The sequence below is a fragment of the Paenibacillus zeisoli genome (genome assembly GCF_003994465.1).
Lineage (GTDB): Bacteria > Bacillota > Bacilli > Paenibacillales > Paenibacillaceae > Fontibacillus > Fontibacillus zeisoli.
In genome coordinates, this window is record NZ_RZNX01000005.1 from 90356 (window position 1) to 111083 (window position 20728).

Genomic DNA, 20728 nt, shown 5'->3' on the forward strand with positions numbered 1-20728 from the left:
CTGAATATTGACAGGAGGTGATGGTATGTCGGATCTGGGCCAGCAACTGAAGGAGGCCAGACTTCAAAGAGGTTTGTCGCTGGACGATGTTCAGGAAATGACAAAAATTCGAAAAAGATATTTGGAAGCCATCGAGGCGGGAGATTACAAGGTGCTCCCAGGAAGCTTTTATGTGCGGGCTTTTATCAAAACTTATGCTGAGGCGGTTGGTGTGGATTCAGATGGCCTGCTTGAGGAGCATCGCAAGGATGTTCCGGTCTCAGAGCCGGAACCTACCATGGAGCCGGTAATTCAGAAGAGAAGAAGCAGCCATGCCGCTACGGAGCGGAATTCGAAATGGCTTTCAACAACACTCATGTGGTCTTTTGCCGCCTTGATCGTCATAGTGATTTACATTGTGGTTTCGAGTAACCGTGGCTCTGACAGCACGAAGACACCTGATCCAACTCCAGTTACAGATACCAAGACGCCAGTTACTACGACTCCGTCTAAGACTGAGACTGTTACTCCTCCTGCGCAGGGCGGTGACAGTAACACAGGCGGCGGACAGGCCGGAACGGATAGCCAGGGACAGGCTGCGACACCTGGGACAGGAACAACAACGGAACCGAATGCAGGGACTAACGGAACGCAGACGGGTACAGGTACAGATACAACAGGTACGGAGAATGCGTCAGGTTCTGATTCTGCTACCGTAACACCTGATGGCAAGAAAGGCAGTACGACAAAGTTCAAAGTAACCAGCAGTGGAACGGCTCCGGTCAAAGTTGAAATTAAAGCTTCCGGTAAAAGCTGGGTGGAAGTTCGCAAAGGAACTTCCCGTGGTGAGAAGTTGTTCTATCAGAATATTGAGGATGGAGAAACACAAAGTTACGATCTAGGACCTGAAGGGCTGTATATTAAATCAGGAAATTCCAACAATACCGTAATTACGGTTGGCGGTAAGGTTGTGACGGACGGAAAGAATACGACCAAAATTCAGCTTAACTTGGATGACGGTACATCTGCTCAAAGTACAAATGAGTCCGGTGCTGGTGATTCAACGACTTCTACCGAGAATTCAACCAGTGGGACGGAGTCTACTACTACGGAATCGGATACTTCTGGAACAAGCACCAATTAGTCAGCAACTTCCTCAGAGCAGGCGTTAATATCGGTTGAACCGGTATGACGCCTGTTTCTGTTTGTGTTACAAGAAAGTTTTTCATATAATAATAAAACATAAGACGAACGAAGGGATTGTGACAAAATGAGCAGTGAAAGTTCTTTTGATATCGTGTCGAAAGTAGACATGCAGGAATTAACAAATGCAATTCAGCAAACCGAGCGCGAATTAGAGACCCGTTATGACTTTAAGAACAGCAAGAGTTCAATTAAAGTCGAGAAAGATGTTTTGGTTGTTACCTCGGACGATGAGTACAAGCTGACCTCCGTTATTGATATTTTGCAATCCAAAATGATCAAACGCGGTCTGCCGATCAAAAACTTGGAATACGGTAAAGTGGAACCCGCCTCGCTTGGCAGTGTTCGCCAACGAATTACATTAAAGTCAGGGATTGACCAGGATAATGCCAAGAAGATCAATATTCTTATCCGGGATTCCAAGCTTAAGGTGAAGAGCCAGATTCAGGGTGATCAAGTCCGGGTAACCGGGAAAAGCCGTGATGATCTGCAAAGTGTGATTCAGCTTCTTCGCAAAGCGGACCTGTCTGTTGACCTTCAATTTACTAATCTTAAATGACACCGGTAGGGTCTCTGATGTGCCTTTAGAATGCATATTTTTCGAGACCTTGCTTCATTTTGACACGGTATAAGCCGTATATTATACTTGTAGGGATAAATGGGGAACGGCAGCAGATCACTGGGGGTACAAGATGACAGCTAACGATTACGTCATAGTTCTTAAGCAGTATAACTTTGTTCATTTTTTTACATATTCTATTGAAGACTTGTCAGGGGAGGGTGTTCTATGAATTTGCCCAACCGAATTACTTTAGCCCGCATATTTATGATTCCGGTTATGCTTGTATTCCTGCTTGTGAACCTGAACATGGACTGGTGGTCCTACCCTTTGACTTGGGGAACCTACACGCTTCCACTGAATCATCTGATTGGGGCTTTATTGTTTATTATCGCGGCCAGCACGGACGGTATTGATGGTTATTTAGCCCGCAAGAATAACATGGTCACCAATTTGGGGAAATTGCTGGATCCTTTGGCAGACAAGCTTCTGGTCGCTGCAGTCCTGGTCTCCCTAGTTGCACTTGGCAAGTGTGATGCGTGGATTGCTGTTGTCATTATCAGCCGTGAATTTGCTGTAACCGGACTACGTGAAGTAGCGTTGCTCGAGGGCTCTGTTATTGCGGCGAGTAAATGGGGTAAGATTAAAACAATCACTCAAATTGTTGCGATCTCAGCCCTACTTCTCAATAATTTTCCGTTTGCCTGGGTACAGTTCCCATTTGATGAGGTTGCGATTTGGATTGCGGCTCTGATTACGATTTACTCCGGAATTGACTATTTTATTAAGAACAAGAATATACTTTCTTTCTCGAAAGTGTAAACCTAACTAGAAGAGGATGCCATTTTGCCCTTCTTAACGAAGGAGTTGTAATAGCCTATGAAAGCTGAAATTATTGCTGTGGGTACTGAGCTGCTGCTTGGTCAAATCGTAAATACAAATGCCCGCTATTTGTCTGTGGAATTAGCAGCTCTGGGCATCGATGTTTATTTTCAAACTGTCGTTGGGGATAATCAGGTACGACTCCAGCAGGCAATCAAGATCGCAGAGGAGCGTGCAGATCTTATTATTTTCTCAGGCGGCATTGGGCCGACCCAAGACGATCTGACGAAAGAAGCTTTGGCCGCAAGTCTTGGACGAGAACTTCATATTGACCGCCAAGCGATGGACAACATTGACCGTTTCTTTAAGGATCGGGAACAGCCTATGACGGAGAATAACCGACGCCAGGCCTTGGCCATCGATGGCGGGACTCCACTTCCGAATGAGACGGGGCTTGCTGTAGGGAACGCGATCTCTCATGAAGACAAGCATTATATTGTGCTGCCCGGTCCACCTAAAGAGCTGATGCCTATGTTCGAGAACCAGGCAAAGCCTTGGATCATGAGTCATGTACTTACTGCAGAAACTCCGCTTTACTCCAAAATGTTGAAGTTTGCTGGGATAGGGGAATCGGCACTTGAGACAAAACTGCTGGATTTGATTGAATCCCAGAGTGATTTGACTATAGCTCCATATGCGAAGGAAAGTGAAGTTACCATCCGTCTTTCGACCAAGGCTGCACTTGAAAGTGAAGCTTTGGATAAGCTTGACGCTATGGAGAAGGTTATTGAGGAACGTCTATCGGATTATTTATACGCAAATCGCGATGTGCCCATTGAGCAGATTATTGTGGAAATGATGACCGAGATGAATTTAACGGTTAGTGCAGCCGAGAGCTGTACAGGTGGACTCTTGATGCAGGGAATTACATCTATCCCCGGAAGTGCTACCGTCTTCTTGGGTGGAATAGTATGTTATTCCAATGAAATGAAGAAGAAGCTTCTGAATGTACCGACCCATCTCCTTGAAGGAGAAGAAGCACCTGGTGCCGTAAGCAAGGAGACAGCAGCTGTGCTGGCTGAACAAGTCCGGATTATCACGGATACGGACTTTGGACTTTCAATTACCGGTGTCGCAGGCCCGGCATTCTCTGAAAGAAAACCGGTTGGACTCGTGTACATTGGGATCTCAGAACGTAACGGAGCAACCGCAACATATGAATTGAATCTTAAAGGCAATCGTGAGACGATTCGGGTCAGATCTGCCAAGGCTATCCTTTATCGGCTCTGGCTTCGCCTTAAAGAGTTACAAGCCCAGAAATCTTAGATTTCTGAGCACTTATGAACCTAGTACTGCATCCTAATCTTGCAGCATGAAGTATATTAAGTTATAATTAAGAGACGGAAGAACCGTAGCAAACTATAGTGTTGCTGCGGTTCTTTTGTGTTAATCTCTGGAATCGCGGCACCGCTGAAGAGGGGTGTTCGGCTCAGAAAAAAACGAATGTATGTTCTAAAAAATGCTTGGCAAACGCTTCTAAACAAGGTACAATTATATATGTAAGGCTTTCCTGTATTTATCATTTTGAAGGATGTGAGCTAATGTCAGATCGTCGTGCAGCGCTGGATATGGCGCTTCGTCAAATAGAAAAGCAGTTCGGTAAGGGATCAATTATGAAGCTTGGTGAATCCACTCATATGCAGGTGGAAATCGTTCCCAGTGGTTCTCTAGCATTAGATATAGCTCTTGGAACAGGCGGATTACCCCGCGGCCGTATTATTGAAGTATATGGACCGGAATCTTCAGGTAAGACAACTGTTGCTCTCCATGCCATAGCTGAGGTGCAGAAGACAGGTGGACAAGCTGCGTTCATTGATGCAGAGCATGCGCTTGACCCATCTTATGCGGGCAAACTTGGAGTTAATATTGATGAATTGCTTCTGTCCCAGCCGGATACAGGTGAACAGGCTCTGGAAATTGCGGAAGCACTCGTTCGTAGTGGAGCTGTGGATATTATCGTTATTGACTCTGTGGCCGCCCTTGTTCCTAAAGCGGAAATTGAAGGTGAAATGGGAGACTCTCACGTAGGTCTTCAAGCAAGATTGATGTCCCAAGCTCTGCGGAAGCTGTCCGGGGCCATCAGCAAATCCAAGACTATTGCAATTTTCATTAACCAGCTGCGTGAGAAAGTCGGGGTTATGTTCGGTAATCCAGAGACTACTCCTGGTGGCCGTGCATTGAAGTTCTATTCAACCGTTCGATTGGATGTACGTCGTATCGAAACTATCAAGATGGGTAACGATATGGTAGGTAACCGTACAAGAATCAAGGTTGTTAAGAACAAAGTAGCTCCTCCATTCAAGCAGGCGGAGATCGATATTATGTATGGTGAAGGGATTTCCAAAGAAGGAAGTCTCATTGATATCGGAGTTGAACAGGATATCGTTGACAAGAGTGGCGCCTGGTATTCATTCTCCGGTGAACGTCTTGGACAAGGACGTGAGAATGCCAAGCAGTTCCTTAAAGAGCATCCTGAAGTTGCGGATGTTATTGAGAACAAGATTCGCGAAGCCAGCAATTTGACGACGGTTGTCCCGGCGGCTACTGCAAGTGAAGCTGAAGAAGAAAGCAAAGAAGAGCTTGCTCTTTTTGCAGATGAATAATTAATTAAGTTTGCGCTCTGATCGAAGGTGTTAACCGGAGACAGGGCGTTTTTCTTATTATATTGCGGGAGAATATTACAATGGATGAGGGTAAGTATAAGAATACTCCGTATGGACGGGGAAAGTATGCTAGTTCGAGAACGAATAAGCAGCTCGAAGAGCGGGGAATTTATGATATTTCTGAACAAAACGAGCAGGATGATGAAGAGTTTGACGGATTGGCGGATTTTCCGGAAGATGAGGCTTTAAGTATTACTTCCGTGGAAAGTTTGAAGCGGCCGAAGTTCCGATATCTTATACATTTTGGACCCTATCAGGTTCAAGTTCATGAAGATGTCATGATCAAATATAGGATGATCAAGGGGAACACGTTTACAAAGTCGGATCTGCTCGAAATTATAGCTGCTGATGAGAAGCAGCAGGCTTACGTGGATGCTTTGAATTACCTGAGCCGCAAGCCGCGGACTGCTCGGGAAATAGCCCAGCGATTGAAGGAAAAGGGCCGGGAAGATCAGGTCATAACTGAGACCGTGGCCAGGCTTGAAAGAGAAGGACTCGTTAATGATGCGCTCTACGCACAGGAATGGGCTGGACAGCGTGTTAAGAACCGGGGCAAGGGGAAGATGTGGGTTAGACAGGAATTGCGCCAGAAGGGCGTTTCTAAGCCTCTGATTGAGGAAGCCCTCGGCAGTGTGTCTGAGGAAGAGGAGTATCGGAGCGCTCTCGATATGGGTGCGAAGAAATGGCGGCAGACGAGTGGAGATGTTCTGGGCAGAAAGCGAAAGACAGGAGCTTATCTGATGAGACGCGGCTTTTCTGGCTCGCTTGTAACGCGGGTACTTCGTTCATTAGTACAGGAACAAGACGATCCAATAGAGGGCGAAACCGATTATGAGGATTTTGAATGAGGCGCTTTGATGATGAACGCTGTCATATGCTTGACAATTTCTTTCATCAAATAATAAAATGAATTTGAATCTTTATCGATAGAGTCCCTTTTTCCTTCCAAAGAATGTGACTTCTATATTTGGATTCTTATCACCAATTATAAGGGTATACTGCCTGAATATTCTGTGGATTGAACAGAATTCTCCTGAGCAGCTTACTGAATTGGCATGTGTACATCGTTTATTTGTATGATGATGAATGTAACATTATTGACAACTGCACACATCCCAGGGAATGCCTTGGACTAATCAACGAGGAGGTGAACAGAAATGGAACCTTGGATTTCGATTATTCTCGTTGTAGCCGCACTATTCTTTGGGTTCGTGATCGGATATTTTATTCGCAAATCTCTTGCAGAAGCTAAAATTTCCAGTGCTGAACATGCTGCCAGTCAAATCCTGGACAATGCCAAGAAAGATGCAGAAGCACTGAAGAAAGAAACGGTTCTCGAAGCGAAGGATGAGATTCATAAGCTTAGAGCCGAAGCTGACAAAGACATTCGTGAACGTCGGAATGAAACCCAACGGCAGGAAAGACGACTGTTGCAAAAGGAAGAGTCGCTGGATAAAAAATTAGAATCACTGGAACGCAAAGAAGAGCAAGTGGCCAACAAAGAGAAACGAATTGAGGAAACTCAACAGCAAATCGATTTGATTTACAAAAACCAGGTCTCCGAGCTAGAACGTATTTCCAACCTGACTATGGAAGATGCGCGCAGCATTATTCTAACGAACGTCGAACAGGAAGTACGACACGAATCAGCTCAACTGATCAAAGATATCGAACAGCAGGCTAAAGAAGAAGCGGATAAGAAATCCAGAGAAATCATTACCTTGGCGATTCAGCGCTGTGCTGCGGATCATGTGGCTGAGACTACCGTATCTGTGGTCACGCTGCCGAACGAGGAAATGAAAGGACGGATTATCGGGCGTGAAGGACGTAATATCCGTGCTCTCGAGACGCTTACAGGCATAGATCTGATTATTGATGACACGCCGGAAGCGGTTATTCTGTCAGGTTTCGATCCTATTCGCCGTGAGATTGCAAGAACTGCACTCGAGAAATTGGTGGCAGATGGCCGGATTCACCCAGCCAGAATTGAAGAAATGGTTGAGAAATCTCGCAGAGAAGTGGATGAACGTATCCGCGAGTATGGGGAACAAGCTACATTCGAGGTAGGTGTACACGCTCTCCATCCGGACTTGATCAAGATCCTCGGCCGACTGAAGTTCCGGACAAGCTACGGACAGAATGTTCTGAAGCATTCGATGGAAGTGGCTTATCTTACTGGACTTATGGCGGGTGAGCTTGGAGAAGATATCGTACTTGCGAAGCGTGCCGGACTTTTGCATGATATTGGTAAAGCGCTTGATCATGAAGTGGAAGGCTCTCATGTTGAAATTGGCGTAGAGCTGGCGAAGAAATACAAAGAGCATCCGGTTGTTATTAACAGTATAGCTTCTCACCATGGTGATGTTGAAGCTACTTCCGTTATTGCGATGCTGGTAGGAGCAGCTGATGCCCTGTCCGCAGCAAGACCGGGAGCCCGCCGTGAAACACTTGAAACGTATATCCGTCGTCTTGAGAAATTAGAGGAAATTTCCGAATCTTTCGAAGGCGTTGAGAAGTCATACGCTATTCAAGCCGGACGTGAAGTTCGTGTTATGGTGCAGCCTGAGAAAATTGATGATGCTGAAAGCTTCCGCTTGGCAAGAGATATCACGAAGATGATTGAGAGTGAACTGGATTATCCAGGTCATATCAAAGTTACTGTTATTCGTGAGACACGGGCGGTTGAATACGCAAAGTAAAGGAAATGCTGAGAAGTGGTCCCTTCAAAGGGGCCGCTTTTTCATTGAGTGGGATTGTAACTTAATGTAAGAGGTTCCGCAGAATAGAAGGGATTGAACGTACATGAAAGTCTTATTTATCGGAGATATCGTAGGGAATACAGGCAGGAAGGCGTTAAAGGAGACACTTCCTTCGCTCAAAACAAAGCATAATCCCCATATTATTATCGCCAATGGTGAGAATGCTGCGGCAGGTCGGGGAATAACCGAAGCGATCGCTAAAGATTTCTTTGATATGGGTATTCACGGTCTAACTATGGGAAATCACACCTGGGATAATAAAGAGATCTTTGATTTTATTGACAATGAACCTCGAATGATACGCCCTGCTAATTTTCCTCCGGGGACTCCAGGGCTGGGAAGTACTCTTATTAAGGCAAATGGCAAGGAGTTAGCCATTGTTAATTTGCAAGGAAGAACGTTTCTGCCGGCAATCGATTGTCCTTTCAGAGCGGCTGATGATATTGTCGACCGGCTCCGGCAAAAGCACAAGAACATTCTGGTAGATTTCCACGCTGAGGCTACCTCTGAGAAGATTGCTATGGGCTGGCATTTGGAAGGCAGAGCGTCCATGGTAGTTGGAACGCATACACATGTACAAAGCAATGATGATATTGTGCTACCCGGCGGAACCGCCTTTATTACCGATGTAGGTATGGTGGGATCACGGGAAGGTATCTTGGGGATGGAAAAGGATGCAGTACTGCGGAAATTTAAAACACAGCTTCCTGTTAGGTTCCAGGTTGACTCGGGCAAATGGCATTTCCATGCTGTCCTGGTAGACATTGAGGACGGAACGGGGCGTGCCAAGAGTATTAAGAAAATAAGAATTCTGGAAGATGAATGGATCATGGATTAGATTTGATGCTAGCAGGGTAAGTAAACTACTGGTAATATAAGGATGGTAAAAGAAGGAATTATTTCACTGTGCACGAATAGAATTAATTAGTGGAATCAAACCATCATTCCCAGGAGGTACTTACCATGGAGGTATTAAAAGTTTCAGCAAAATCCAATCCAAACTCCGTTGCCGGTGCACTAGCAGGAGTATTAAGAGAGCGCGGGGCTGCTGAACTACAGGCTATTGGAGCGGGTGCTCTTAATCAAGCCATCAAAGCCGTCGCGATTGCCCGGGGATTCGTAGCTCCTAGCGGAGTGGATTTGATTTGTATTCCTGCTTTCACGGACATTGTCATTGATGGAGAAGACCGGACGGCAATCAAATTAATCGTAGAGCCTAGATAACTTAGGGTAATGTATCTGCCTGTTTACATTTGTAGACGGGCTTTTTTGCATGTAGTTTTGCTGAAGTGATGGTAAATCTTTACCCTGGATCAGAGGAAGGTGAGTGGGCTATGAAATATGAGGTGATAGACTTTCACTGTGATGCTCTTAGCAAAATGCAGCTCAATGGAGATATTCATTTTCAAAAAGACAGCCGGCTGGATGTGGATCTGGAGAAGCTGAAGCAGGGAAATATAAGTTTGCAGATTTTTGCTATCTATATATCTGAAAGGCTGGGGAGTGCAAGGTTCAGTCATGTGCTGGATCAAATCCACATTTTCCAGGAGAAAGTAGTGAGCAGCGGCATTAGACCCCTTTATTGGCAGGAGGAAATGGATCAAGAATTTAATAACCACTCCTGGGGACTGCTTTCCTTGGAGGGGGCAGATGGGCTGGAGGCTAATCTGCAGTATTTAAGGATAGCCTTTGAGCAGGGAATCCGATTCTTGGGAATTGCTTGGAACTACGCCAACTGGGCAGCAGACGGAATTCTGGAGCCGCGGAACGGAGGTTTCACCAAGAAGGGGCAAGAACTCATTCGGGCTTGCCATGACCTAGGGATCATCCTTGATGTGTCACATTTATCAGTAAAAGGCTTCTGGGAGCTGGCCACACTGGCCACACAGGCAGCTAAGCCGTTCATAGCCTCACATTCCAATGCCTACCGCATATGTCCTAATCCCCGGAACCTGCATGATGAACAGATCAAAGCCATTATCAGCCTGGGCGGAAGAATAGGCGTAACTTTTTTTCCTAATTTTGTGAAGTCAAAAGGGGCGGTTCATTTACCGGATCTGCTGAGACATATTGAACATATTTGCTCACTGGGAGGAGAGCATAATCTAATGTTCGGTTCAGATTTTGATGGGATTGATATGTATGTATCCGGGCTGGAGAATGCGGCCCGCTATCCAAATCTGGTCTCCGAGCTCCTTAAGCACTATCCTGAGGCACTGGTAAGAAGATGGCTTTTTGGAAATGCAGAAGCCTTTTTAAGAATCCATCTCCCAAAAAGAAAGAAAACGCTTTAATCAATCTTGTGTAGAGATCGTTTCAATCGCAAACAACTATATGAAAATCTCGAGAAAACGCTTGCTTTTTAGTCTGTATAGACATAAAATTGACATGGTTATGCTACAGAATATTCATAACTGGCATAGGTCTTAAGACATACCGATGTCTCTTTTATTCTCTAAATTCATGCAAGTGGATATCTCTTAATGTGATACGATTGAAGGGGTGGGCGATCTTGATTAATCAATTATCATGGAAGATCGGTGGACAGCAAGGTGAAGGTGTAGAAAGTACAGACCGCATTTTCTCTACAGCATTGAACAGACTAGGTTACTATTTGTATGGATATCGTCATTTCTCCTCACGGATTAAAGGCGGGCACACAAACAATAAAATTCGCATCAGTACGACGCCGATTCGGGCAATTTCCGATGACCTGGATATTCTGGTTGCTTTTGACCAAGAAAGTATTGATTTCAATGCACACGAGCTTCGTGAAGGCGGAGTCGTTGTCGCAGATGCTAAATTTAATCCTACAATTCCGGAAGGAACAAAAGCTACTTTGTTTGCGGTGCCAATTACGGCGATCGCGGAAGAGCTTGGAACTTCCCTAATGAAGAATATGGTTGCTTCAGGGGCTTCTTGGGCGCTGCTCGGACTCCCTCTCGAAGTATTTAATAAAGCAGTTGAAGAGGAATTCGGACGTAAAGGTCCGGCAATCGTTGAGAAGAATATTGAAGCTGTACGCCGCGGCGCGGAGTACGTGCTGGAGCTTGCAGGCGGACCACTGGAAGAGTTCAAGCTTGAACCAGCTGACGGCAAGCAAAAGCTGTTCATGATCGGTAACGATGCAATTGCACTGGGTGCCCTTGCAGCCGGCTGCCGGATTATGAGTGCTTATCCGATTACACCTGCTTCTGAAATTATGGAATATCTGATCAAGAAGCTGCCAAAGTTTGGCGGAACTGTTGTTCAGACTGAGGATGAAATCGCAGCCATTACCATGGCAATTGGTTCCAATTATGCAGGTGTTAGAACGATGACAGCTTCTGCTGGTCCTGGTCTGTCTCTAATGATGGAGGCTATTGGCCTAGCCGGGATGACGGAAACGCCAGTGGTTATCGTAGATACCCAGCGCGGGGGTCCAAGTACAGGTCTTCCAACCAAGCAGGAGCAAAGTGATATTCACGCCTTGATCTACGGAACCCATGGTGAGATTCCAAAGATTGTTCTATCTCCTAGTTCAATTGAAGAGTGCTTCTATGATACGGTTCAGGCATTCAACCTGGCTGAGAAATATCAAGTGCCAGTCATTCTGGCTACAGACCTCCAGTTGTCCTTGGGCAAACAGTCTTGTGAAGAGCTAGACTACAATAAGATTGTAATTGACCGTGGTAACATTGCAACCGAGATCCCTGATCGTGAAGATGGTTCGCTCTTCAAACGTTACGAGCTTACTGAGAGTGGTGTATCCAGCCGTGCCCTTCCTGGCACCAAGAACGGGATTCACCATGTAACCGGCGTTGAGCATGACGAGACAGGACGTCCATCGGAAAGCCCGGTTAACCGGATCCATATGATGGATAAACGTCTGGGCAAGATGGATAAGATTGAAGTTGAGAACCCGATTCATATTCAAGGCTCTCATGAAGAGCCGGATCTCTTGATTATCGGCATGGGTTCAACGGGTGGAACGATCGATCAAGCCCGTGTACATCTTGAGGCGGAAGGTATCAAGACGAGCCATATGACGGTTCGCCTGCTGCACCCTTTCCCGGTACAAGAAGTACTTCCACATTTACAAAAAGCTAAGAACGTTGTCGTTCTTGAAAATAATGCGACTGGACAACTTGCCAGCTTGATTAAGCTGAATGTTGGCCTGCATGAGAAAATTAATAGTGTTCTGAAGTACGACGGTAACCCGTTCTTACCTTCAGAAGTATATTCGGAGAGCAAGAAAGTGCTGAGCGATGGACCATCTGCTCAGAAACTAAGTGAGGAGCTGGTGTAAGATGGCAACTTTTAAAGAATTCCGCAACAACGTCAAACCAAACTGGTGCCCAGGATGCGGCGATTTCTCCGTACAAGCGGCTATTCAACGTGCAGCAGCCAATGTTGGTTTGGAGCCTGAACAGCTTGCTGTAATCTCCGGTATCGGCTGCTCCGGACGGATTTCCGGTTACATCAATGCCTACGGCCTTCATGGTATCCATGGACGTGCTCTTCCGATTGCTCAAGGGGTTAAGCTTGCCAACCGTGATCTTACAGTAGTAGCTTCCGGTGGAGACGGCGACGGCTTTGCAATTGGTATGGGCCATACGGTTCATGCGATTCGCCGGAATATCAATATGACTTACATTGTTATGGATAACCAGATTTATGGATTGACTAAAGGCCAAACCTCACCTCGAAGCAGTGAAGGCTTTAAGACGAAGAGTACCCCTGAAGGTGCAATTGAGACTACACTGTCACCTCTGGAGATTGCGTTGTCTGCAGGTGCTACATTTGTAGCTCAATCCTTCTCTAGTGACCTTAAGCAGTTAACTTCTTTGATCGAGCAAGGGATCCAGCATGAAGGCTTCTCCTTGATCAACGTATTCAGTCCTTGTGTAACGTTCAACAAAGTGAACACTTACGACTGGTTCAAAGAGAACATCGTGAATTTGGAAACTGTGCCTGATTATGATCCGAGTAACCGGGTTATGGCAATGACCAAGCTAATGGAGACTAACAGCATGATTACAGGTCTTATTTATCAGAACAAGACGAAGAAAAGCTACGAGAATCTGGTATCCGGTTTCCGTGAGGAACCACTTGTTAGTCAGAACTTGTCATTGACTGAAAGTGAATTTGACAAACTTGTAGCAGAATTTAGATAATTTGATTGTAGGGCAGTGGGGGAATTCCCGCTGCCTTTTCCTTTTGATTCGGAAAGGAGTATAATGGTTATCGAATTTGAAAGACTATAGAGAAAAAGAGGAGTTGACACTCTATCATGAGTAAAACTGTACCTGTAGGTGTATCGGCACGTCATATTCATTTAACTCAAGAACATATTGATGCTTTGTTTGGACAAGGCTATCAATTGACTGAATTTAAACCCCTGTCTCAGCCCGGTCAATTTGCTGCCAATGAGACTGTAGCTGTAATTGGTCCAAAGGGCCAATTTGACAAAGTACGTATTCTGGGACCAGCGCGCCCTGCTTCACAGCTTGAAATATCCCGTACAGATTCCTTTGCAATTGGAGTCAAAGCTCCGGTGCGTGAATCGGGAAAGATCGAAGGGACTCCCGGAATTACTGTAAAAGGTCCTGCCGGCGAAGTTGAATTGGAGCAGGGTGTCATTGTGGCAGCCCGTCATATTCACTTCCATACCTCGGATGCAGCTAATTGGGGCATTAAAGACCAGCAGCTGCTTAAAGTTCGTCTTGGCGGTGAGCGTGGATTGATTCTTGAGAATGTGATCGCACGTGTGTCTGAGTCTTATGCTCTGGATATGCACATCGATACAGATGAAGCAAATGCTGCTGGAGCCAAAACGGGTGACACGGCAGAAATTATCGAATAGATTTGTGTGGAGAAAGACGGGACCTTGGGTCTCGTCTTTTTTAATTGATGAGAGGTGTCGGGTGATTTCGCGCCGTCATTATGAGTAGTGTTTGGGCTTACGATCGCTGTTACCCTCCGATTTCCTGGGTTATTCCAGGTGGATGAAATCGGAGGATTAAGCGAATGCTTCCGTTGTAGCTTTCTTTCAGAAAGCTTGTAGGCGAACGCTGGCGCTTCTTCAGTCCCAAAAACTCCTCTCCATGACTTGGATCACCTGAATGCAACTAAAAAAGACGAGAGGCCCTGGTTATACCCTGACAAGTACACAGGGGTATAACCAGTTACGTCTCGTCTTTTTGAAACTGTAGGAAAGAACAATGTCCCTTTTGTCACCGAATATGGCTGTTTTGTGGTTTAGATCAAAGAATCTGGTGAGGTAATCTCAATGTGTGAACATGTTAACTGTGTCGTACATAGCTGCTAACCCTGGAACTCCTGCCGTTCAATCGAAACCGCATGTGCGATAGACGGAATGCTCTCTTTTTGCTGAGAGGAGATAGGGGACATCAGAGCGCCGGTTGCAACAACGAGAACACGGCGGAGCTCACCTTTGCGTATGCGTCGCAAGAGATGGCCGTAAGTGACAACGGCAGAGCAGGCACATCCACTTCCGCCCGACTGAACATTTTGCTTGTCATAGTCATAGATCATCATACCGCAGTCCTTATAAGTAGTCTGCTCGATCGGAAAGTTATGCTCTTTGAACAGATCATTGGCGATCGCATACCCAACCTTGGATAAGTCTCCCGTCACAATGAGATCATAATAGCTGGGTTCAATTTGAAGATCGCGAAAATGAGCCTCAATGGTATCAACCGCGGCAGGGGCCATAGCAGCACCCATATTGAAGGGATCGCTTATTCCCATATCGATAACACGCCCGATGGTAGCTGATGTAATGACAGGCCCATTCCCTGAAGGAGACACCACAGCTGCCCCAGCGCCGGTAACGGTATACTGTGCCGTTGGCGGCTTCTGCGAACCGTACTCTGTAGGGTATCTGAACTGCTTCTCTGCACTCGCATTGTGGCTGCAGGTGCCAGCTAAGACATAGTTAGCACTTCCGCTATTAACCACAAGCGCGGCAAGGGCAAGTCCTTCCATGGAGGTCGAGCAGGCCCCGAAGAGTCCCATGTAGGGGATTCCAAGTGAGCGTGCGGCAAAGCTGTTGCTAATGATCTGATTCATCAGGTCGCCGCCAAAATGAAATTGTATGTCCTCTTTCGTCAGACCGGCATGCTCAATCGCCAGCTTGCATGATTCCTCGATCAAGGTTTTCTCAGCCTTCTCCCAACTGTCCTGACCAAGATATAGATCTCCGTGAATAATGTCGAAATCTGCAGCTAAAGGCCCCTGGCCTTCAAAAGGACCGACAATGGTGGCTGTGGATATAATACGGGGCTTATTCTCGAACACCCAGCTTTGATGACCCTTTAACATATCAAGAACCTCCCGATGATCCAGGTATAAATAAAAAGTGGAACAAAGCAATTAGAAAAGCGGCCACAGTACCAAAAACAATAACGGCCCCGGCTAATTTGAACATATTTGATCCAATCCCCAGTACTATTCCTTCTCTGCGATGTTCTATCGCTGCCGAGGCCATGGAGTTGGCGAATCCGGTAACGGGAACAGCTGTACCCGCTCCGGCCCACTGGGCAATTTTATCGTAGAATCCGAGACTAGTGATGATAACGGAGATCAGGATCAGAACAGCTACGGTGGGATCCCCAGCCCTTTTCTCATCAAATCCCCCGTAGTGGATAAACCACTGCCTTATACATTCACCGATCAGACAGATCAGTCCACCGCTGACAAAGGCCCGGATACAATTTAGGAATACAGGGCGCTTAGGCTCATGTTTTTGAGATAGCTCCTTGTAGTCCTGTTGGACAGGAGTCAGTTTTTTATTTTGATTTTTTTGTTTGTTCTTTTTTGTATTCGCCAAGATGTCTGCCTCCTATCTTTTTAGCAGGGGTTTGATGCTGCCGATAACCTTGTCCAGCTGTATCGAGCATTGTTCAAACATCTGTTTGCCCTGCTTATCCTTCGTGGAAAGTGAATACATTTCCAGGTCGGCTTCGCATTTTTTCAAATTAGCCAGCAATAGCGCTCGTTCCTGAGGCTCGGGTACTTTAATCTGATCATCGTACAAGTCAACAAACAGTCCGCCATAGGCATCTACTTGTCCTAAATATACGTTATCCAGAGACACGCCCAACTTATCCAGCTCAGTATTCAGCCAAGCCATACTTTTGCCAATTGTAGCCAGCGGCTCAAGCATAGCTACCCCATCAAGAATGACGGTCTGTGGTTCAACCTCGGGAGCTACCTTGATGCCCAGCATAGCAGGGGTTAAAGGAAGATTCTCCTTTTTGAGCAGCACATTGATTTCACCATTAGGTTCCATTACGGCAAACTCAACTTCCGCGGCTTTAAAGACGCTCTTCTTCCGCAGCTGCTCAAGTAACTCCTCGTTGGTGAGCTTCTCTTTCTTTAAATTATCTTCTAATACCTTACCGTCCTTGATCAGCACAGTACCGCTGCTATCTATGATTCCACGGGCTTTCTTGCTCTTTAGCTGTAGAAACTCAATTAACAACGAGATGGCAACCCATACAGCCAAGGATATAACGCCAAGGTACCAACTGCCATCCAGCTCTAAGGATACGACTGCAGCCAGATCTCCGATGGTAATACCCGTAATGTATTCAAAGAAAGATAGCTGGGAAATCTGCCGCTTGCCGAGCAGCCGGGTAAGGATGAACAGGAAAACTACGGCGGCAAGTGTCCTTATAACAACTTCTAACCATTCAGGCATTACAGATGATCTCCTTCCTGTATACTCAGCAGTGAACTTATCCTCTCAATTATTTGTATTTGCTTTGATTTTTAATGAAATAAGATACTGGAAGTTGGTGTTTTTTTTTCCAGTTATGAAATCGACCGGGGCAGGTTAAATTATGAGCCTAGAAGGATAAGGAGGTGATTTCTGATGACCGTTGCATCGCAGGTGAAAACAACCGTTGCATCTTTGAAGAGTGCCCAAGCGAGCTTGGAGGCATTTGCACTGAGTACTCAAAACCAAGAGGCTAAAACCCTGTTCACAGACGCAGCTGCCCAAACTCAGCAGATTGTTAACCAAGTTGAAAGCCGTGTTCAGCAGCTTGAAAATGAAGAGCCTCAATATAAAGGTTTCTAAATTGGCGAAGCTTCTAAGGTAACATGTCTTGATTCCAAAAAACCGTTCCCGATCAGGGTACGGTTTTTTGGATTGCGGTCAAACCTAATAGATTAGCGGATTTAGGTATGGTATAATTTGATGTAATGCTTTTTTATTGTAATCTCCCGTAGACGGGAGTCGATAGATGATTTGAAGGAGTGAACCGGAAGCATGGCGGAGAAGAAAAAGGATTACTCCAAATATTTTGATTTCTCAGATGCCAAAGTCATTTCTGAGGACGAAACCGGCAAAAAAATACGAATTCGTGGTCGGGAAATTCACATTATGTCTGAACCCAATCATAGACAGGAGAAGCAGCGCGGTAAGGAAGACGTAAAAGTCCTGTATGAGAACACAGTTCCGGAAAGCCTGAAGGACTTGGGACGAGGCAAGCGCTACATCGTATATACTTATGGTTGTCAGATGAATGAGCATGACACAGAGACCATCAAAGGCCTGCTCGAGCAAATGGGCTATCAGTCCACGGAAGACCGCAAGGAGGCTGATCTGATCCTGCTGAACACCTGCGCGATCAGAGAGAATGCGGAGGATAAAGTGTTCGGAGAGCTTGGACATCTAAAGACACTTAAGCTTGAGAGACCGGGTCTTCTGCTTGGCGTCTGTGGATGCATGTCTCAGGAAGAGAACGTTGTGAACCGGATTATGCAGAAGCACAGCTTTGTCGACATGATCTTCGGTACCCATAATATTCACCGTCTGCCGCATTTGATTCAAGAGGCGATTTTCAGCAAAGAGATGGTGGTAGAAGTATGGTCCAAAGAGGGCGATATCATTGAGAATCTGCCGAAGAAACGGGAAGGTATGCGGGCATGGGTGAACATTATGTACGGCTGTGATAAGTTCTGTACATACTGCATCGTTCCTTTTACAAGGGGCAAAGAACGCAGCCGCAGACCTGAAGACGTGATTGCCGAAGTGCGCGAGCTGGCGCGGCAAGGATTTAAGGAAATTACACTCCTCGGACAAAATGTCAACGCATACGGCAAAGACTTTACCGATATCGAATACTCATTTGCGAATCTGATGGACGACCTTAGACAGATTGATATTCCACGTGTCCGCTTTATGACCTCACACCCGCGTGATTTCGATGATGATCTCATAGCGGTGCTGGCTAAAGGCGGCAATCTGGTTGAACATATCCATCTTCCGGTTCAATCCGGAAGCACGGAAATCTTGAAGAGAATGAGCCGAAAATACTCCAGAGAGCACTATCTTGATCTTGCCCGTAAGATTAAGTCAGCAATTCCGGACGTGGTTCTCACTACGGATATTATCGTAGGCTTCCCGGGTGAGACGGATGAACAGTTTGAAGACACACTCTCTCTGGTCAAAGAGGTTGGTTACGACTCGGCCTATACCTTTATTTATTCGCCAAGGGAAGGGACTCCAGCTGCAGTGATGGAGGATAATGTCCCTCTGGGAGTCAAGAAGGCGCGCCTGCAGCGTCTGAATGATGCGATTAACGAGAACAGCCGCCTAAGCAACGATAAAGTTGTAGGTTCGGTTGTTGAGGTCCTGGTTGAAGGTGAAAGCAAGAATAATGAGAAGGTTCTAGCCGGAAGAACACGAAGTAACAAGCTGGTGCATTTCGAAGGATCCCCGGATCTGATCGGTACGTTCGTACATGTGGAGATCACAGATCCAATGACTTGGTACATCAAGGGAAATATCGTTCCCGAACCGGTAACAACAGTATAATAAGTCAGGCAGATATGGCTAAACTATAAATTGGGGGAATTGTACCATGGGACAGCTTGATAACATGCAGTATAATGATTGCGGAATGCCTACTTTTGATACTAAAGATTTGGTCATTCGTGAAGATATTATGGCGAAAGCCAAGGAACTTGCTGAATTGATTGGAACCAGCGAGGAAGTGGAACACTTCAAGAAGGCGGAACAAAAAATCCAAAATCATGAGCGTGTCCAAGGCCTTATCCAGACCATTAAGAAGAAGCAGAAGGAGATTGTGGCCTTCGAGTCCTTTGAGAACAAAGCGATGGTTGCCAAAATTGAGAAGGAAATTGAAGAGCTTCAGGATGAAATAGACAGTATTCCGCTTGTGACCGAATTCCAGCAAAGTCAGAGCGATATTAATTATCTGCTTCAGCTTGTCGTGTCTGTTATCCGTGACACGGTATCGCAGAAAGTGAATGTAGAAGCTGGAACCGAAGCGGCTCCAAGCAGCTGCGATTAATGGAATGATGTGCGGGGGCTTACTACTTCCGCACTTTTTTTATTCATTATGCATGAATGCTCAGAGACACAGTGAATGGAGGAACTACAGGATGGAATGGGCAGAAATCATGGAACGAAGTAACAACTCATTTTGGGGGCATCTCGGAGGACGCGTGTTGAGTGTCGAGAAGAACAAGGTTGAAGCGGCGCTGACGATTGAGCCACGACACCTGAATTCGATGGGGATTGTCCACGGCGGGGTTCTCTCGTCTCTCATGGATCAGGTGATGGGTTTTGCTGTGATTGCAGCAAAGGATGGACGTCAGGGAGTAACGACACATTTGAATGTGAATTTTCTCGCACCGATGGGCCTGGGAGAACTCTTTGTGACCGCATATCCCGTGCATGAAACTTACCGGACTCTTACTCTGCACGCTGAGATTCGTGATAAGGATGAGGTCTTGGGCTGCATGGCAACCGCAACTTTCCGATTACCCAGTGAGAAAAAAAGGTAATAAATTAGATTAATCTTCAGACAAATAAAATGACGTGGTGATGTATGATGACAAATGGACAGGAGCAGAATAGGCCGCCCTATGATGCGAAGAAGTACAGAACCCCGGACGGAATTCCTGCTGATATTGTGATGTTCACCTTAACGAAGCAGGAGCGACGTGCCGCAACCAAATCACTGCCAATATTCGATCTCAAGGTCATGCTGATCCGGCGCAAAAGTTGGCCGTTCGCCGGGGCTTGGGCTCTTCCAGGAGGCTTCTCGCAGGAAGACGAATCTCTGTATGAGACAGCCAGCAGAGAATTGATGGAAGAGACAGGAGTAGAAGGTAGGCACCTTGAATATTTGGGCGTGTACAGCAAGCCTGGAAGGGACCCCAGGGGATGGATCATCTCCCATGCTTTTTTTGCTTTTGTGGAAGAATGGGTACTTGAGAAGAGAAAGGCGGCCGATGATGCCCAGAAGGTGGGGCTGTTCACGATGAAGGAGGCGCTTGAAGAGCTGGAGCTTGCTTTTGACCATCGTGAAATCCTTAAGGATGCTTACAAAAGAATACAACAGCAGATGCTTCAAACTACAATTGCGAAGCAATTCTTGCCTGAGCATTTCACACTGAGTGAGCTTTATCAGGTTATTCAGACGGTTGTGCCTGATTTTGCAGAGCTTAATTTCATTCGTAAAATCACCTCAACCCGCAGCAGACAAGGGATTCTGGAGGAAGTAAGAGATGAGAACGGACAGCCTTTGTTGTCCAATCAATATTCCCAGCGGCCCGCGCAGCTGTACCGATTTACGGATTTTACTCCGCAGTTGTCCATCTACACCTGATTTTTGGGGATAAACTAATAAAGGAGATGA

General features: G+C 46.1%; 21 protein-coding genes. 18 read left to right on the forward strand and 3 right to left on the reverse strand.

The features are described 5' to 3' along the window. Positions 1–25 precede the first annotated feature (25 nt). From EJP77_RS13220 to pduL, 13 genes are all read left to right on the forward strand, one after another. Positions 26–1123, forward strand: a complete 1098-nt coding sequence (locus EJP77_RS13220; RefSeq protein WP_127199724.1) for a helix-turn-helix domain-containing protein — start codon at positions 26–28, stop codon at positions 1121–1123. A 126-nt stretch (positions 1124–1249) separates the two neighbouring features. Continuing rightward, the gene (locus tag EJP77_RS13225) at positions 1250–1741 is read left to right on the forward strand and encodes a YajQ family cyclic di-GMP-binding protein (protein ID WP_127199725.1); all 492 of its coding nucleotides are present in this window, start codon (positions 1250–1252) and stop codon (positions 1739–1741) included. Between the two features lie 228 nt (positions 1742–1969). Then, positions 1970–2563, forward strand: coding sequence for a CDP-diacylglycerol--glycerol-3-phosphate 3-phosphatidyltransferase (gene pgsA, locus EJP77_RS13230; RefSeq protein ID WP_127199726.1), 594 nt, complete (start codon positions 1970–1972; stop codon positions 2561–2563). A gap of 57 nt (positions 2564–2620) precedes the next feature. Beyond that, positions 2621–3889 carry a competence/damage-inducible protein A gene (locus EJP77_RS13235; protein ID WP_127199727.1) on the forward strand — a complete coding sequence of 423 codons (1269 nt, stop codon included), beginning with the start codon at positions 2621–2623 and terminating at the stop codon, positions 3887–3889. A gap of 275 nt (positions 3890–4164) precedes the next feature. After that, on the forward strand, positions 4165–5226 hold the full coding sequence (gene recA / locus EJP77_RS13240) for a recombinase RecA (RefSeq protein WP_127199728.1): 1062 nt from the start codon (positions 4165–4167) through the stop codon (positions 5224–5226). Between the two features lie 80 nt (positions 5227–5306). Next, entirely contained in the window at positions 5307–6134 is an 828-nt protein-coding gene (locus tag EJP77_RS13245) for a regulatory protein RecX (RefSeq protein WP_127199729.1), read from the forward strand. Between the two features lie 309 nt (positions 6135–6443). Then, positions 6444–7985 (forward strand): ribonuclease Y, encoded by a 1542-nt coding sequence (gene rny / locus EJP77_RS13250; RefSeq protein WP_127199730.1) that lies wholly within the window; start codon positions 6444–6446, stop codon positions 7983–7985. Positions 7986–8088: 103 nt separating this feature from the next. Then, complete coding sequence (locus EJP77_RS13255) at positions 8089–8883, forward strand: TIGR00282 family metallophosphoesterase (RefSeq protein ID WP_127199731.1); 795 nt, start codon at positions 8089–8091, stop codon at positions 8881–8883. A 125-nt stretch (positions 8884–9008) separates the two neighbouring features. Then, positions 9009–9269, forward strand: coding sequence for a stage V sporulation protein S (locus EJP77_RS13260; RefSeq protein WP_006286829.1), 261 nt, complete (start codon positions 9009–9011; stop codon positions 9267–9269). Between the two features lie 110 nt (positions 9270–9379). Further along, positions 9380–10339, forward strand: a complete 960-nt coding sequence (locus EJP77_RS13265) for a dipeptidase (protein ID WP_127199732.1) — start codon at positions 9380–9382, stop codon at positions 10337–10339. Between the two features lie 218 nt (positions 10340–10557). Continuing rightward, positions 10558–12333: a 2-oxoacid:acceptor oxidoreductase subunit alpha gene (locus EJP77_RS13270; protein WP_127199733.1), complete on the forward strand. Its 1776-nt coding sequence runs from the start codon at positions 10558–10560 to the stop codon at positions 12331–12333. A gap of 1 nt (position 12334) precedes the next feature. Further along, entirely contained in the window at positions 12335–13201 is an 867-nt protein-coding gene (locus tag EJP77_RS13275) for a 2-oxoacid:ferredoxin oxidoreductase subunit beta (RefSeq protein WP_127199734.1), read from the forward strand. A gap of 116 nt (positions 13202–13317) precedes the next feature. Beyond that, positions 13318–13890, forward strand: coding sequence for a phosphate propanoyltransferase (pduL, locus tag EJP77_RS13280; RefSeq protein WP_127199735.1), 573 nt, complete (start codon positions 13318–13320; stop codon positions 13888–13890). A gap of 461 nt (positions 13891–14351) precedes the next feature. Here pduL and spoVAD read toward each other — a convergent pair whose 3' ends face one another. Genes spoVAD through EJP77_RS13295 form a run of 3 tightly spaced genes read right to left on the reverse strand, consistent with a single transcriptional unit; the run spans position 14352 to position 16752 of the window. Continuing rightward, positions 14352–15371, reverse strand: a complete 1020-nt coding sequence (gene spoVAD / locus EJP77_RS13285) for a stage V sporulation protein AD (protein WP_127199736.1) — start codon at positions 15369–15371, stop codon at positions 14352–14354. A 1-nt stretch (position 15372) separates the two neighbouring features. Further along, complete coding sequence (spoVAC, locus tag EJP77_RS13290) at positions 15373–15879, reverse strand: stage V sporulation protein AC (RefSeq protein WP_127199737.1); 507 nt, start codon at positions 15877–15879, stop codon at positions 15373–15375. A gap of 12 nt (positions 15880–15891) precedes the next feature. Continuing rightward, positions 15892–16752 (reverse strand): DUF421 domain-containing protein, encoded by an 861-nt coding sequence (locus EJP77_RS13295; RefSeq protein ID WP_127199738.1) that lies wholly within the window; start codon positions 16750–16752, stop codon positions 15892–15894. 174 nt (positions 16753–16926) lie between these two features. Here EJP77_RS13295 and EJP77_RS13300 point away from each other — a divergent pair, with 174 nt between their 5' ends. The 5 genes from EJP77_RS13300 (at position 16927) to EJP77_RS13320 (ending at position 20698) form a co-directional block, all read left to right on the forward strand. Further along, positions 16927–17133: a DUF1657 domain-containing protein gene (locus tag EJP77_RS13300; protein WP_127199739.1), complete on the forward strand. Its 207-nt coding sequence runs from the start codon at positions 16927–16929 to the stop codon at positions 17131–17133. Between the two features lie 192 nt (positions 17134–17325). Next, a complete protein-coding gene (gene miaB, locus EJP77_RS13305) occupies positions 17326–18876 on the forward strand; it encodes a tRNA (N6-isopentenyl adenosine(37)-C2)-methylthiotransferase MiaB (RefSeq protein ID WP_127199740.1) in 1551 nt (516 codons plus the stop codon). Positions 18877–18922: 46 nt separating this feature from the next. After that, entirely contained in the window at positions 18923–19375 is a 453-nt protein-coding gene (locus EJP77_RS13310; protein WP_127199741.1) for a YlbF/YmcA family competence regulator, read from the forward strand. Between the two features lie 91 nt (positions 19376–19466). After that, positions 19467–19871 carry a PaaI family thioesterase gene (locus EJP77_RS13315; RefSeq protein ID WP_127199742.1) on the forward strand — a complete coding sequence of 135 codons (405 nt, stop codon included), beginning with the start codon at positions 19467–19469 and terminating at the stop codon, positions 19869–19871. Between the two features lie 44 nt (positions 19872–19915). Then, a complete protein-coding gene (locus EJP77_RS13320; protein ID WP_425464242.1) occupies positions 19916–20698 on the forward strand; it encodes an NUDIX domain-containing protein in 783 nt (260 codons plus the stop codon). The last annotated feature ends 30 nt before the right edge of the window (positions 20699–20728 follow it).